The 14,398-nt window shown below is 50.6% G+C and carries 13 protein-coding genes; 2 read left to right on the forward strand and 11 right to left on the reverse strand.

The window, feature by feature from the left end; all coding sequences use genetic code 11:
- The 7 genes from soxR to PsAD13_RS04360 all read right to left on the reverse strand — a co-directional run.
- On the reverse strand, nt 1-318 hold a 318-nt coding region (gene soxR / locus PsAD13_RS04330), incomplete at its 3' end, for a redox-sensitive transcriptional activator SoxR (RefSeq protein ID WP_208986433.1).
- A 247-nt stretch (nt 319-565) separates the two neighbouring features.
- Entirely contained in the window at nt 566-1,729 is a 1,164-nt protein-coding gene (locus PsAD13_RS04335) for a Gfo/Idh/MocA family oxidoreductase (RefSeq protein WP_063317396.1), read from the reverse strand.
- Nucleotides 1,729-2,484 carry a sugar phosphate isomerase/epimerase gene (locus PsAD13_RS04340; RefSeq protein ID WP_063317397.1) on the reverse strand — a complete coding sequence of 252 codons (756 nt, stop codon included), beginning with the start codon at nt 2,482-2,484 and terminating at the stop codon, nt 1,729-1,731. Before PsAD13_RS04340 ends, PsAD13_RS04335 begins: the two co-directional genes overlap by 1 nt.
- A 19-nt stretch (nt 2,485-2,503) precedes the next feature.
- Nucleotides 2,504-3,589 carry an ABC transporter ATP-binding protein gene (locus tag PsAD13_RS04345; protein WP_063317398.1) on the reverse strand — a complete coding sequence of 362 codons (1,086 nt, stop codon included), beginning with the start codon at nt 3,587-3,589 and terminating at the stop codon, nt 2,504-2,506.
- 4 nt (nt 3,590-3,593) lie between these two features.
- Entirely contained in the window at nt 3,594-4,526 is a 933-nt protein-coding gene (locus PsAD13_RS04350) for a carbohydrate ABC transporter permease (protein ID WP_063309614.1), read from the reverse strand.
- 10 nt (nt 4,527-4,536) lie between these two features.
- On the reverse strand, nt 4,537-5,433 hold the full coding sequence (locus PsAD13_RS04355; protein ID WP_063317399.1) for a sugar ABC transporter permease: 897 nt from the start codon (nt 5,431-5,433) through the stop codon (nt 4,537-4,539).
- Between the two features lie 77 nt (nt 5,434-5,510).
- Entirely contained in the window at nt 5,511-6,752 is a 1,242-nt protein-coding gene (locus tag PsAD13_RS04360) for an ABC transporter substrate-binding protein (protein ID WP_084404638.1), read from the reverse strand.
- A 189-nt stretch (nt 6,753-6,941) separates the two neighbouring features.
- Here PsAD13_RS04360 and PsAD13_RS04365 point away from each other — a divergent pair, with 189 nt between their 5' ends.
- Both PsAD13_RS04365 and PsAD13_RS04370 read left to right on the forward strand, forming a co-directional pair.
- Nucleotides 6,942-8,000, forward strand: coding sequence for a LacI family DNA-binding transcriptional regulator (locus PsAD13_RS04365; protein ID WP_063317400.1), 1,059 nt, complete (start codon nt 6,942-6,944; stop codon nt 7,998-8,000).
- A gap of 67 nt (nt 8,001-8,067) precedes the next feature.
- On the forward strand, nt 8,068-9,141 hold the full coding sequence (locus PsAD13_RS04370) for a sugar phosphate isomerase/epimerase (RefSeq protein WP_063317401.1): 1,074 nt from the start codon (nt 8,068-8,070) through the stop codon (nt 9,139-9,141).
- Nucleotides 9,142-9,228: 87 nt separating this feature from the next.
- Here PsAD13_RS04370 and PsAD13_RS04375 read toward each other — a convergent pair whose 3' ends face one another.
- The 4 genes from PsAD13_RS04375 to PsAD13_RS04390 all read right to left on the reverse strand — a co-directional run bounded on the left by PsAD13_RS04375 (nt 9,229) and on the right by PsAD13_RS04390 (nt 14,234).
- Nucleotides 9,229-9,738: a substrate-binding domain-containing protein gene (locus PsAD13_RS04375; protein ID WP_063317402.1), complete on the reverse strand. Its 510-nt coding sequence runs from the start codon at nt 9,736-9,738 to the stop codon at nt 9,229-9,231.
- A gap of 357 nt (nt 9,739-10,095) precedes the next feature.
- The gene (locus PsAD13_RS04380) at nt 10,096-11,289 is read right to left on the reverse strand and encodes an NnrS family protein (protein WP_063317436.1); all 1,194 of its coding nucleotides are present in this window, start codon (nt 11,287-11,289) and stop codon (nt 10,096-10,098) included.
- A gap of 876 nt (nt 11,290-12,165) precedes the next feature.
- Nucleotides 12,166-13,698, reverse strand: coding sequence for a nitrite reductase (locus tag PsAD13_RS04385; RefSeq protein WP_063317403.1), 1,533 nt, complete (start codon nt 13,696-13,698; stop codon nt 12,166-12,168).
- A 116-nt stretch (nt 13,699-13,814) separates the two neighbouring features.
- Nucleotides 13,815-14,234 carry a plastocyanin/azurin family copper-binding protein gene (locus PsAD13_RS04390; protein WP_063289351.1) on the reverse strand — a complete coding sequence of 140 codons (420 nt, stop codon included), beginning with the start codon at nt 14,232-14,234 and terminating at the stop codon, nt 13,815-13,817.
- Nucleotides 14,235-14,398: the final 164 nt, after the last annotated feature.

Genomic DNA, 14,398 nt, shown 5'->3' on the forward strand with positions numbered 1-14,398 from the left:
GTCGCCGGCGTTGTAGAGCTCGCATTTGTCCAGAGACAGGCAGCCGCAACCCATACAGCCTTCCAGCTGCGCTCTCAGGTTCTCCATGCGTGCAATGCGCTCATTCAGATGAACTTTGAACTGCTGGCTCAAGCGTTGCCACTCAGCTTTGTTTGGTGCACGGCCCGGGGGAAGTGTCCCGAGTTGATCTGAAATCTCTTTGATGGTGAAGCCAAACTCCTGCGCGACTAACGCAAATGATAAGCGGCGGATGTCTGCACGCATAAAACGGCGCTGACCACCAGAGTTGCGGCTAGCGGTAACAGCTTTGCGCTCCAATGTGCGTTCGTTTGCGTTATTAGCGTTGGGACTGCGTTGCTATGTCTATACAGCTCGCGAAAGTAGCTCTGGTAACACGTCAACGATAGACCGCGTTCTGTAGGATAACTCCAGCTAGCATCGGCTCTGTACTCAAACAAGGAAAGAGGATAGAAATAATCTATCCTCCTACCTCAGATAATGCCGTCGATACCCGTCTCAATACACGCCGGGGATAAGTGATTTGGGTGGAGTTAGCTTCCTGAAGTTACTCAGCAACCAAATCTTGTGATGAACTCAGCAACATCTGCTCCGCATCTTCTTTCAAAAATGCATCGGGACGGTTGCAGGAGGTTGCCAACTCTACAAACCGTCGTTCGCGGCCAGAGGTTAGAATTGAGAACATGATGTCGGCGACATGGAGTGCCAGCGCCTGATTGCAGCGATGTGGGCGGTCTTCAAGAACTCCCATCGCCATATCGGAGAGGCCTGCAGCTCGATAATTTGCCATAGTAGCCATGCTATCGTGTTGCTGATTGGGCTCTCCAAGTGGATGCTGCCAGGCTGGGAGGTCTACCGATGTACCATTTTCATCTGTAACGCGTACCTCACTACCAAAGAAGTTTGGATCAGGCCCATACAGTGTGCCAGTTTCGCCGTATAGCTCCATGTGGTTATGGCTATGATCCTTCACATCCCAACTGGCTCCAAAAGTAATCACAGCACCACTATGGAACTCGAGCAGGGCATGAACAGTGGTCTCTGTTTCAACGGATAGTGTCTCTCCATAACGCTGTTCAGAGGTGACTGTTCGTTTTGGAGACGGAATAGACGTTAAAGCTGAAACGGCTTTTACAGGCCCAAGCAACTGTACAAGGTTCGTGAGGTAATACGGACCCAGATCAAGAATTGGCCCACCACCATCTTTGAAGAAGAATGCAGGATTTGGGTGCCAATGCTCCATACCACGGCTCATGACATGACATGTTCCGCTCCCAACTTTGCCAATCGCTCCACTATCGATCAGGCTACGGCATTGCTGATGAGATCCGCCAAGGAATGTATCTGGCGCAGAGCCAATACGAAGCCCTTTTTGCTCAGCAAGTTCAAGCAGGGTCTGCCCCTCTTTCAAAGAAAGAACAAACGGTTTTTCTGAATAAACGTGTTTGCCAGCTTCGAGGATGCGGCGACTTATGTCGTAATGTGCTGCTGGAATAGTAAGATTGACGACTATATCGATATCGTCGGCAGCCAATAGCTCCTCAACGGTATAGGCCTGAACTCCGAATTCCGCCGCTCTGGCATGTGCGGCATCCATATTGATGTCTGCCACTGCTTTTAGGTTCAACCCTCGAAACAGAGGGCCAAGTGTAAGGTAGGTTTCCGATATATTGCCGCACCCAATAATGCCAATACCGAGCTTTTCTAACATCAAGCACCTTCCAGCATTTTGAGTGAGTTCAAGGAGCGTTGCGCAAAGCGGGCAAAGTCACTCGGGTTGTCGTGTTCCATGACATAAACACAAGCACGGCTTTTCTCTTGTAAGGCTGAGAGGATTTGGCCCCACTGTACAATGCCGAAACCAACGTCTGCCCAGCCATCTTCATCGGCACATTCGCCAGTGGCAGCAATGTCTTTGACATGAACAGCTGTAATGCGGCTACCATAGCGCTCAATCCATGAAATCGGATCGTGACCACCTCGGATGATCCACGCAATGTCAGCTTCCCAATCGATCTCTGGCGCTTCAGTGAGGATGATTTCCATAGGTGTACGCCCGTTGTACTCACATTGGAATTCAAAATCATGATTGTGCCACCCAAAGCTTAGGCCTGCAGCTTGCACTTTTGTGCCAATCTGCGCGAGGCGGTGAGCAAATGAGATCCAGTCAGCTTCAGTTTGAGGGCGCTCTGATGGGGCGAGGAAAGGCGCGAAAATGCGCGTTATTCCAAGATATTTTGCCAGTTCAATATAGCGTGCTGTATCTGCTTCTAGTTCATCAATTCCAAAATGGCCGGAGGGCATGGAAAGGCCATTGGCATCCAGCATTTGTCGCAAAGCATTGGGATCTTCATAGACCCCGCCAAAGCCTTCTACTTGGGTGTAGCCCATCTTGGCCAGACCGCTCAAAACCTCAGTCAATGGCTGAGCATTGCGTGCACTATAAAGCTGAAGGGAAAAATCCATTGTGATCAATTTCCTGCGTTTAGAGGCGTAATTCAGATGTCTTGTCAAACAAAGAGGCTTTAACCGGGTCAAAGCCGATAGGCAGGCGGTCACCCACATTGACAGTGGCTTGTCCGTCCATACGGAAATGGAAGGGTTGATTGTCCAGCGAGGTCCACACCAGCGTATCTGATCCCATTGGCTCCACAACTTCGACTGATATGTCGGAGTTAAATGGTTGCTCCTGAGCTGCATTCCCCACGTGAACATGCTCTGGACGGATGCCAAGATAAATTGGTCTGTTGTCTTCTGCTCTGGTTTTGAAGTTGTAGCGGCCTAGCGCAATATCTAGGTTATTTGATGTAAAACTAGGCTGTTCATCAATGCCATATGCCCCATCAAGGAAGTTCATGGCCGGGGAGCCGATAAAGCTCGCCACGTACTTGTTTACCGGCTGATTGTAGATGGTAAACGGGTCTGCGAGCTGTTGAATGACACCGTCGCGCATAATCGCAATGCGGTCTGCTAGTGTCATCGCTTCCACCTGATCATGCGTTACATAAATCATGGTGTTGCGTAGTTTTTGATGCAAACGCTTCAGCTCCACACGCAACTCCGCACGCAGCTTCGCGTCCAGATTGGAAAGAGGCTCGTCAAACAAAAAGACATCCACATCACGAACAAGAGCGCGCCCAATGGCAACACGTTGGCGTTGACCGCCGGAAAGTTGCCCCGGCTTGCGGTTCAGCAAGGGCTCGATCTGGAGCATTTGGGCTGTGCGGTTTACCCGGTGCTCGATATCATCACGAGGCACCTTGGCATTCTTCAAGCCAAACGTCAGATTTCCACGCACCGTCATTTGCGGGTAGAGCGCATAGGATTGAAACACCATGCCGATGCCTCTGTCTTTCGGCTCAGCCCATGTAACGTTTGTGCCGTTTATAATGATTTGGCCTTCGGAGAGATCCAGCAATCCTGCAATGCAATTCAGCAGGGTAGATTTCCCACATCCTGATGCACCCAGCAGAACAAGGAACTCTCCTTCAGCGACATCCAAGTTGAGTTGATTGAGAACGGTAGCTTCACCAAATTTTAGCGACAGATCGCGAATGCTGATTGAGTTCACTGTATTATCCTTTCACAGCACCGGCGGCGACGCCGCGCACAAAAAAGCGCCCAGAGAAGAAATAAACAGCCAATGGCACTGCGCCTGTCAGCAAGGTTGCAGCCATGTTGACGTTGTATTCCTTCACACCTTGTGTGGTGTTGACGATGTTGTTGAGCTGAACAGTCATGGGGAAGTTTTTGACCCCTGCAAAGATGACACCAAATAGGAAATCATTCCAAATTCCAGTGACTTGTAAAATCACCGCAACGACAAAGATCGGAGCAGACATTGGCACCAGCACCTTCAGGAAGATGCCCCAGAACCCAGCTCCATCCACACGAGCAGCTTTAAACAGCTCCTCAGGTAAAGCTGCGAAGTAGTTGCGGAACAAGAGTGTCAGAATTGGCATTCCAAAGATGGTGTGAATGAAGATCACGCCTTGAAGAGACCCGAATATGCCCAGCTCTCGGGTAACAATCACAAGCGGATAAAGCATCACTTGATAAGGAATAAAACTACCGAAGATGAGAATGGTAAAGAACACTTCAGAGCCCTTAAATTTCCAATTGGAAAGGGCGTAACCATTCACAGAGGCAATGGTGATGGACATAATAACGCTTGGGATGGTGATCCTTACGGAATTCCAGAACCCAACTTTCAGCCCTTCACAATATAGACCCGTGCAGGCGGTATCCCAAGCCTTAGCCCAGGGAGCAAATGTAACTTCCATTGGCGGAGCAAAGATGTTGCCAAGACGTATTTCTGGAAGGCCTTTAAGGCTTGTCATCATCATCACATAGAGTGGTAGCAAGTAATATACAGCGGCTACCAACAGAACCGAGTAGAGCATTATTCGTGTTGGGTTGATGCGGCGAAGTGGTTTGGCGCCGGATGGTTCCTTTGCGGAGCTCTTACTGGGCTTTGCTCGAGTAATTTCGTAGGATTCAACAGTCATATCAGCCCCTCTACCTCTGTGCTTTCTTCTTGCCGTATTCGAGATAAACCCACGGAATCAAGATGATGAGGACAGTTGTGAGCATGACTGTAGAGGCGGCGAGTGCTTGCCCAACATTGGCTCTGGCGAACATGAAATCATAAACGTATTTGGCGGGCACCTCTGATGCGATGCCTGGACCACCCTGTGTCATCGCAACGACGAGATCGTAAAGCTTAACGATGCCAGCTGCGACAATCACAAGAGTGGTGACCATAACACCGCGCATCATGGGAACGATCACAAACAGGTATGTCTTCCAAACCGGGATTCCATCAATTCTTGCAGCGTTCCAGATCTCCCGGTCAACGCCGCGAATACCAGCCAACATCAACACCATGACGAAGCCTGTTCCTTGCCAGATGCCAGCAATCAGCAAGGCATAAAGCACAGTGCCCCGGTTGGCGATCAGGTCAAAGGTGAAGTTTTCAAAACCCCATGATCGTACAGTCTCCTGAATGCCCAGACTTGGGTTCAAAATCCACTGCCAGACAATGCCGGTAACAATGAATGAGAGAGCAAAGGGATAGAGGTAGATCGTCCGAAATGTATCTTCAAAACGTATTTTCTGGTCGATCAGAGCAGCGAGAATAAACCCGATGACAAATGAGATCAGGAGCGAAAGAACTCCGTAAATCACGATGTTTTCCAGCGAGATCAACCAGCGAGAGGTCCGGAACAATCGCTCATATTGTGCAAATCCGACAAACTCGTTGACTGGCAGGGCACGGGACTTGGAAAAGGAATAGATGACTGTCCAGATCGAGCAGCCAAGGAAAACCACAAGTGTTGTGGCAATCATCGGCAATGCAGCAATCTTGGCATTAAGGTTTCGAAATAAAGGGTTTGGCCGTTTGGCGATGGACATTCACACATCTCCGACGCAAGTCAGGTGGGCCGATCCTGAAGACCGACCCTCCAACTGTTTTTAAAGGAGAGGTGCCATTAATCGGCATACTCAATGATTTCGACAAAGCGAGTTTGTGCTTCATCGACGCTCATTTCTGGCGAGCTGAAGAACTCCACCCACAAATCTTCAATCTGCCCTTGAGTGTCAGATGAGAAGGCTTGCTCAGATCCGGGTAGAATGTTTTCCGGGTTTGCCAAAATAGCGATACCCTTCTTCATGCAAGCATTTGCATCATCAAGATTGATGTCCCCACGGATGGGAAGAGACCCTTTTCGCAGGTTGAAGTCGACTTGCACTTGTTTTGAAACCAGCAAAGATGCCATTTCCAACTGAGCTGCAACAATCTCAGGCTTGTCGCCGTTCGGTTTAGGGAAGAAGAATGAGTCCCCACCGGTGTCAAGAACAGGGTTTGCGCCCAGACCCGGCAAGCAATCATACTCATTGCCAGCAGTTTGTCCGGCTAACGAGAACTCTCCCTGAGCCCAATCACCCATAATTTGAGCGCCAGCTTTGCCGGTGATGACCATGTTTGTTGCATCGTTCCATGCTCGCCCGACATAACCGCTGTCGACCAATTCACGTGCAGCAGCAACAGCTTCAAACACTTTCCGCATTGCGGGGCCACCAGCTGCCTCAACGCTCTTTTCCTCTTTAATCTGCCGGTAGAGGTCAACACCACCCAGTGCAACCTGAAAGACATTTGCCATGCCGCTGAGCTGCCAGGCTTCACCACCAACTGCCAGAGGTGTAACACCAGCTTCTTTCAGTTTGGAAGCAGAGCCAATAAACTCGTCCCAATTGGCAGGAACTGTCAGGCCATTGCTTTCGTATACGCCGCGGTTCAACCACATCCACTGGAATGAGTGAATGTTGACGGGAACGCAGTATACGCGGCCTTCATATGTGCAGCTCTCAAGCAGCTTTGCAGGACGAATGAAGTCCGCCCAACCTTCTTTTTCGGCAATCTCAGTAAGATCGGTCATCAGACCTGCTTTGATCAGGTCTTCGGCATCGCGCCCCGTGTTGAGCTGGGTTGCTCCCATTGGGTCACCGCCAGAGATGCGGCTGATGATGATTGGCCGGGCGTTGCTGCCCCCTGCGATCGCGCTGTCCACCCAATTATGCCCGGCACCGTTGACTGCATCAGCAAACACTTTCACAGCAGCAGCTTCCCCACCGGATGTCCACCAATGCGTCACTTCCAAGTCAGCAGCATAAACAGAAGAAACACCTGCCAGCATTGTTGCTGCAGTTAAAAATCCTTTGATCTTGAGCATTGAATTACCCTCCCAATAATTCGAATGATGATCAGGTCTCCCAACCCGACCATTACGTCAATCACAGTAGCTTTATGATAGTTTTATTTTGACTGCAATCGATTACATGTATATCGTAGTCAGTGAAAATGCGCTGAGTCAACAGTAATTATTGGCCAGTAACTGTCCATAAATAGTATCGGTCAACGTATGACTTCAAAAGTTGTTACAGTACAGAATGTTGCCATTGTCGCAGGTGTTTCTACAGCTACGGTAAGCAGAGCTCTTAGCAAGCCTGAGAAGGTGAATAAAGCAACTCGAGAAAAGGTGATGGCTGCTGTTCGTGTCACCGGTTATCGCATCAATCAAACTGCTCGAAATTTGAGGAAAAAGGAGGCAGGAGCGGTCGTTGCGCTTGTGCCTAATCTCGGAAATCCGTTCTTTTCTTCAATACTTTCCGGCATTGAAAGTGTGCTTGCCAAAGAGGGTTTAAGCCTGCTGGTCGTGGACATACTTCAAACCAGTTTTAAGCGTGAACAGGCCTATGACTACCTCTCGATGAATCAGGCAGATGGTTTGCTGGTGCTAGATGGCACATTGGATCTCACGAACCTAAATGACGGTTCCGTATCTTCAGAATTACCACCCGTCGTGTACTGCTGTGAGTGGGGCACAGACACACGTTTCGGATCGGTGCGGGTTGATAACCACCAAGGCTCTCAGTTGGCAGTGAGCCACTTACACACGCTTGGTCACAAAGCTATCGGCTTGGTGAGAGGCCCAGCTGAAAACAGGCTTACAGCCGCTCGTCAGGAAGGGTTTGAGGCAGCTATTTTAAAACATTCTCTGCCACTCCGCGCAGAGTGGTTGATTGAAGGCGGTTTCTCGCTGGAAGCAGGCGTACAGGCAGCACACCAATGGTGCGCACTGGAAGAGCGCCCGACTGCCATGTTCTGCATGAGTGACGAGATTGCCTTTGGGTTCATTTCGGAGCTTGACCGACTTGGATTCTCTGTCCCCAAAGATGTCTCCGTCGTCGGCTTTGATGACATCGCAATTGCCGAACGTTTTATCCCCTCACTGACAACGATCCGCCAGCCCAGATTTCGCATTGGGCAGGAAGCAGCAGGTAAGCTGCTACGCCGCATTGCCGGAGAAGTCGAAAACCGTGCGGAGAGCGAAGCAACTGCACACCGAACGGTTCTGCCAGTGGAGTTGATTGAAAGGCAAAGTACAGCGCCTGTTAGCGAAAAACAGCGTGCCTTGTAACAGCCAAACGCCACAAGACACTCATATTTAATCCAAACAAGCTATTGGAATATTGGGAGATTATGTGATGAAAACGCTCAAAGGTCCCGCGCTTTTTCTAGCGCAGTTTGTCGGAGATGTAGCCCCGTTCAACACGCTCGGATCAATAGCCAAATGGGCCGCAGATCTGGGCTACAAAGGTCTGCAGATTCCCAGTTGGGATGAGCGTTTGATCGATCTGGAAAAAGCAGCCACAAGCAAAACCTACTGCGATGAGTTGAAGGGTATGCTAGCGGATCATGGCGTCGTCATCACTGAACTTTCTACCCATCTGCAAGGCCAGTTGGTTGCCGTTCACCCCGCCTATGATGCGATGCTTGATGGGTTTGCACCGCCTCAGGTACATGGCAACCCCAATGCACGGCAACAATGGGCGGCCTCACAATTGCTCCTGGCGGCTAAAGCCTCACAAAATCTGGGCCTTACCTCTCATGCCACATTCTCGGGAGCGTTAGCATGGCCATATGTCTATCCGTGGCCTCAGCGCCCAGCCGGTCTCATTGAAACCGCATTCGAAGAACTTGGTAAGCGCTGGATGCCGATCCTCAATGCCTTTGATCAGGCAAATGTTGATGTGTGCTACGAGATCCATCCGGGAGAAGATTTGCACGATGGCGTCACCTTTGAGATGTTTCTGGCCGAAGTGAAAGGCCACTCCCGCGCGAATATTTTGTATGATCCAAGCCACTTTGTGCTGCAGCAACTGGACTATCTCGGCTTCATTGATGTGTACGCTGACCGCATAAAAATGTTCCACGTCAAGGATGCCGAGTTTAACCCATCACCCAAACAGGGCGTTTACTCCGGCTATCAGAGCTGGGAGAACCGTGCAGGCCGCTTCCGTTCTCTTGGCGATGGTCAGGTGGACTTCAAATCAATCTTCTCCAAACTTTCTGCTCTCAATTTTGATGGGTGGGCCGTGCTGGAATGGGAATGTGCCCTCAAACACCCGGAGGATGGGGCAAGAGAAGGGGCGCAGTTCATAAAGGACCACATTATCTGCGTCACCGAGCGCGCCTTTGATGACTTTGCTGATGCAGGAACGGATGAGGCAGCCAACCGTCGCATTCTTGGTATTTCAGAGCTAAAAAGCGTCCAATAAGCTGAAAACCAAATAGGTTGTCGGGTTACGCAAAATCAGGGTGCATGCCCGGAAGGGCACATTGCGTGGGTGAGGGGCTTAATTCGTTTAAAGTTCAGGTGCGATTATATGAACTTCAGAGCCATTGGGAGTTGAAGGTTCCGTCAAGGATATGTTGTTTGCACGACTGATGTGAAAAAAGGCAGCCGAGATATCCTGAGTGATCTCGTCATGGAGCACAAATGAAAGTCTGCCAGCGTTGAGCAATGCTTTGTTTTCCTGATTAAGGTCATGCGCAATGTAGCAATCAGGATTAATGTTATACTGCTCAAGTATTTGAGTGATTGCGATATTACCTCCCCCCATGGAGTAAACAGCACGTATGCTCGGGTTCTTCTTGAGAATAGAAGTCATCTCTTTCTCAATTTTATGATCAACTCCAGAGCCCCCTGTGGTTTCAACAAACTTCAAGTCAGGACGCTTCTGAGCCAGCCATGATCGAAAGCTGATTGCGCGTGTTTCTTCACCTTTAAAATGCTCGTGGCTGCGGCTCGTCAAAACCGTTCCACCAGTAGAATGCAGCGCCTTAGAGATCAGATAGGTAGCTAAGAAAGTCATGCTGGATTTTAATGTGGCATAGCAAACTAGGCAACGTATCTGCAAAGCTATTCTAATTTTGGGTTCGTTTTCGAGAAGTTGAACAAGTTGAGACGTAAATGCTCCAAGCAGATTTGGGTACCTTTGAGCAGGAGTGCATCAAATGCGAGTTGCTGACTAACTCCGGTGGTATGAGCTGGCTTGATGCAAGACGTGTCATCTACGAGATATTTTGTGCTTTAAAGGTGAGGTGATCATGGCACAATTAAACCTTCCTAGCATGATGATCTATAACTGTTTCCGCTGCCAATCAAAAATTGGTATCTGGTTTAAATCGTATAACCTTCAGCAACAGAGACGACAACTCGTTACTCCCCCTCACTTCTTCCCCCATGCCAGCAGGGGGCCGAAGGTCGCCACGTAGACCGCGAATGCCAGGATCCATGCTAGCGCTGACACATCGTAAAGCCTTGTTGCGAGGTCTGGGAATAGGCCTGCGGAGAAGCGGAGGAGGACTGATGTGGCCATTGCGCAGTAGAGGAAGGTGGCACCGCGGCTTGCTTTGAGCTCCTGACCAGTATGGCCGAGGGTTGCGCGGGTCATGACGGCCAAGGTCATCATACCCAGAACGCCAGCCATAAGCAGGTGTTGGGCTCCGGTGATGTCCAGCAGGTCTGGCAGGAGGATGGCAAAGCCAAGTGCAAGCAGACCCAAGGGCATAAACAGATAGCTTGCGTGCAGCACCAGAACCAGAGGTTCCTTGAAGGTATACTGCCCTTTCCAGCGAACCAGACGTGCAAAGTGCAGCGCTCCGGCAACGAGAAGTACCACACCTGCCAGCCAATGATCTTGCAGCGCAGTCCAGACAAGCAGTGCGATCAGGAGGGCAAGCAGTGAGATCTTGTCGAACACCTGCATTGGGCTCGCTGGCAAGTTCTTGCTGCCTTGCTTCACCAGCCAGTTACGGGTGAAGGAGGGAATAATCCGCCCGCCGATCAGGCCAACCATCAGAACCATGGTTGAGATACCCAGACGCATACCATAGCCCTGCGCTGCGTACCCATCGCTCCAGGCTTCCCAATGGAACAACAGGTTGGATGCAATGAGTACGCCCAGCAAACCCAGCACGATCAGATTACGCCAGTTTTTGCCTGCCATAATTTCACGCAGGCACGCAATGGCCAGCACCAATGGCATTGCAACATCAAGCGCGGCAACGATGCCTGCTGGAAGGTAAGCACCGAACAGGATCGCGGCACGGCCAATCACCCAAAGGCTGAACAGGACAATGAGTGGCCTGCCCACAATGGGCATCCGCCCGGTCCAGTTGGGAATAGCGGTCAGCAAAAACCCAGCAACAACGGCGCTTAGATAGCCGAAAAGGAACTCATGAGCGTGCCACGAGACAGGATCAAACGCAATCGGCAGCTCGATGTGCCCGGAAACGAGTGGTATCCAGAGCAGCATAAGCACGATTGCCCAGACTGCGCTGGCGAGGAAGAACGGCCTGAACCCATAACTGAATAGTACAGGGCCTTGCCAGGATCTGACTTGTTCCATAGTGGTCGACATGAGGCGCTCTTTTGGCTTTATTGATGCGCGCGTGCACATTCAGTGATCGATGCGTTAGAGCGCGTTCCGTTTGATTGCATTCAATCAAACAACAAGAATTCGCTCCACCAAAGATGCTAGAGCGCGATGCATAAATGAAAATGAACGCAACGTGCTCTAGCTTTTACAGTCAGCTTCATCAATCTAACTCACCATGTCCTTGACTATTATTAAGTGCACTCTGCATTTATAGCATGCTCCCGAAAAGCGGGTCCGGTTTTCGGGTTAGAATATGCCTGGTCTAATGAGAGGAGAGTGTCTCGATACGTCAGCTCGTCCAGGATATCTCTTAGCTGGCTTAGGACAATACAAGCACTGAAACCACCACATGGCCTCCCATGCAGTGTTGAACCAGAATTCCCGGAAGCCGGGATGAGCAAGGCGGCAGGCAATACCTGCGCTACTTGTTAGTAATGAGTCTTCAGCATTGACTACACGCCTTGCCCGGGCTTTCTTGTAATGAACTACGTCGCCTCTTTTGCCTATAAGGCACGATAGTCAGTTTCCTGAAAAGAAGGTGGCTTATCCAGACACGTTTCCATGCCCAAACAGTTCCTCCGTCTTTGACAAACACATCTGCAAAAGCAGGTCTTTCTGCCGGTACATTTGCACCTGTCACCGCGTGATACCCTATAGTCCTGGGCCCTTCCCCTCAAACCATGCGGTCACGTTTGAAGTTCGGTTCACCGGACCACTGAAAGGTGCGTTACGTCTTCCAATAGCCCCGCCCAACCTACGACAAACTGACGGTCGCTCCGCCAGCAGCCCGTTACGTAGGCATAGGTTCAGAGTATGGGAGGAAAACACGAGGGGGATAAGTTTACCCTTAAAACCAGTCTAGTTTTCAGGTGTTCCAACACCTGCAATCCTGTTGCCTATGTTGTACTTGCCGCGAGGCTTTCTCATGGGCAGGCGCCGCACTTTTTCCAGCGTTTGCGCATCATAAACAATGACAGCCCCATCCTCTTCCCAGACAGAAACCAGGGCGTATTTGCCATCATCTGTGAACTCCACATGGGCCGCACGGGAGCCTTTTTGAGGGCGCAGGGTCTTTACAATCTCAAGGCTCTGCTTGTCTATCACCTGGATCGCGTCTTTGTCTGGACCAAAGAAAACATCTACCCAGACATAGGGTGAGTTCTCGTGCGTCCGGGTGAAGAAGCCGGAGCCGAGCATCTCAATCTGTTTGATGGTCTCCCATGACTTCATGTCTACAATGGAAACCAGCGGTTCTCTCAGATGCGGGGTGGCCATGACGGTCCGCTCACCCATCTTCCAGGTAGAACCTGAGCCCAGGTGTGGCAGACCTTCCAAGTCCAGATCAGCAATCTTGTGCCCGATGACCAAATCAACCACCTGTCCACCAATGCCACTGGGGGAAGCACCCATCACGTATTCATCGCTTGGGTCGAGATAGAAATCTTCAACCAAACTTTTGACAGTGATCTTGCGCAAAGGGAACGGGTCTTTGTTAGGCGCAGGCCCCTCAACACGCCAGTCATGGGCAAATCCGTAATGCGGTGGATTAGGGCCATAAAACACTTCCCAAATGGAAGGCGCATCCTTCAGCGCCAACACAAAGCTCTTGCGTTTGGCGGCGAGGTAAACAGCGGAGACACGGCTTGGTGTGCCGTCCTTGCCTTGAACATACTCTAGTTTCTGCGGGCTCAAATCATCAGCGGAGAGAATGACAAAGGTGTTGGGCAGATAGTTCGCTACGGCAATCCACTTGCCATCGTGGCTCAAAGCAATATTACGGCTGTTCAGCCCGGCACGAATACGGCTCACCTCCTGTAACCCGTAAAGGTCATACTTCAGGATCCAGCCATCGCGGGACATGATGTAGACGTAGCGCCCATCAGGGGAGAACTTGGGCTGCCCGCGCGTCCCAAACGGAATCTTGAAACGCGTCAAAACCTCGAAGCTGTCGCCATCCACCACGCTGACAGAATGGTCCAGCGTCTCCACGACCAATGTCAGATTCATCGGATCGGCAGACCAGACAGGCTTCACAGTCGCTTTGTAATCATCGTTGGCAATCAGGCTCGCGGAAATCTGCTCCATCATCCATGTCGGTGCAGGCTTCAATGGCGTCTTGAGAAAAGCGCTGAGTGCGTCAATCTCCTGGTCACTCAGCACATCCTGAAAGGACGGCATCTCAGTTGCGTTTCGCCCGCGTTTGATTGTGTCTTGCAACGCCGTGCCGCGCATACCTCCCAAAGTTTCGGGAAGCAGAGCCGGACCGATCAGGCCCAAACGGTTCTCACCGTGGCACTCTACACAATGCTTTTGGTAAAGGGCGGCAGGGTCGGCAAGGCAAGCAGATGCTGAAAGAACAGCCGAACCAAGAGCAACAAGGAGCCTGATCATTGAATAAACTCGAATTAGGGGAAAGTACCTCTGAAGCGCAGTCGCAGTGCTGGTTCAAAGCCACGCAAAAACAAAGGCAAAGCAGCTCATGTGTTTCACCTTAAATGCGAACTGCTTTAAGGTGTGACGGTCACCATGCCGATCATCTTCTGCGTTTCCCAATGCGGACCACACAGATATTGCTGCGATCCCGCGCTCAGGAAGGTGAACTCGAAGACCTCTTCAGGAAACAATCGATCAGACTCTTTCTCACCCGCCTCATTCAAATGAACGGTGTGGCTTGTCCGCTTGTCAACATTCACCCAGCGTACGGTGGTGCCAACAGGGACAGAAAGCTTTTCTGGGCAGAACCGATACTTGTACATCTTCACGATTGTAACGCCATCCGCCTCAGCTGCCGGATGTCCAAACATATCGACATAACGAGCTTCTGCTTTTGCGCACAGTGCAGCAGCTTTGTCATCCGCCGCAACGGCAGGTGTCACCATCAAAAGACCCAGAAGAAGTGCGGAACAGTGAAGAAATCTTGAGTACATGAAGCGCCCCCTTGCAAATGCATATCCAAAAATCACGTACTAATATTGATAAGGATACGCTCGGAAAAACTTAGAGCAAGTTCTGCATATCTCTGAAAAGTGGAAACCGGTTTTCGGATAAAGATACGCAAAAGCAAAAGAATAAAGGAGGATCCAGCCTCCAG

Origin of the sequence: Pseudovibrio sp. Ad13, assembly GCF_001623225.1 — a bacterium.
Lineage (GTDB): Bacteria > Pseudomonadota > Alphaproteobacteria > Rhizobiales > Stappiaceae > Pseudovibrio.

Bases quoted from the DNA above. Each gene is read 5' to 3' on its own strand.
- PsAD13_RS04335 (WP_063317396.1), bottom strand. From the start codon at position 1,729: ATGTTAGAAAAGCTCGGTATTGGCATTATTGGGTGCGGCAATATATCG.
- PsAD13_RS04340 (WP_063317397.1), bottom strand. From the start codon at position 2,484: ATGGATTTTTCCCTTCAGCTTTATAGTGCACGCAATGCTCAGCCATTG.
- PsAD13_RS04350 (WP_063309614.1), bottom strand. From the start codon at position 4,526: ATGACTGTTGAATCCTACGAAATTACTCGAGCAAAGCCCAGTAAGAGC.
- PsAD13_RS04355 (WP_063317399.1), bottom strand. From the start codon at position 5,433: ATGTCCATCGCCAAACGGCCAAACCCTTTATTTCGAAACCTTAATGCC.
- PsAD13_RS04360 (WP_084404638.1), bottom strand. From the start codon at position 6,752: ATGCTCAAGATCAAAGGATTTTTAACTGCAGCAACAATGCTGGCAGGT.
- PsAD13_RS04365 (WP_063317400.1), top strand. From the start codon at position 6,942: ATGACTTCAAAAGTTGTTACAGTACAGAATGTTGCCATTGTCGCAGGT.
- PsAD13_RS04370 (WP_063317401.1), top strand. From the start codon at position 8,068: ATGAAAACGCTCAAAGGTCCCGCGCTTTTTCTAGCGCAGTTTGTCGGA.
- PsAD13_RS04375 (WP_063317402.1), bottom strand. From the start codon at position 9,738: ATGACTTTCTTAGCTACCTATCTGATCTCTAAGGCGCTGCATTCTACT.
- PsAD13_RS04380 (WP_063317436.1), bottom strand. From the start codon at position 11,289: ATGTCGACCACTATGGAACAAGTCAGATCCTGGCAAGGCCCTGTACTA.
- PsAD13_RS04385 (WP_063317403.1), bottom strand. From the start codon at position 13,698: ATGATCAGGCTCCTTGTTGCTCTTGGTTCGGCTGTTCTTTCAGCATCT.
- PsAD13_RS04390 (WP_063289351.1), bottom strand. From the start codon at position 14,234: ATGTACTCAAGATTTCTTCACTGTTCCGCACTTCTTCTGGGTCTTTTG.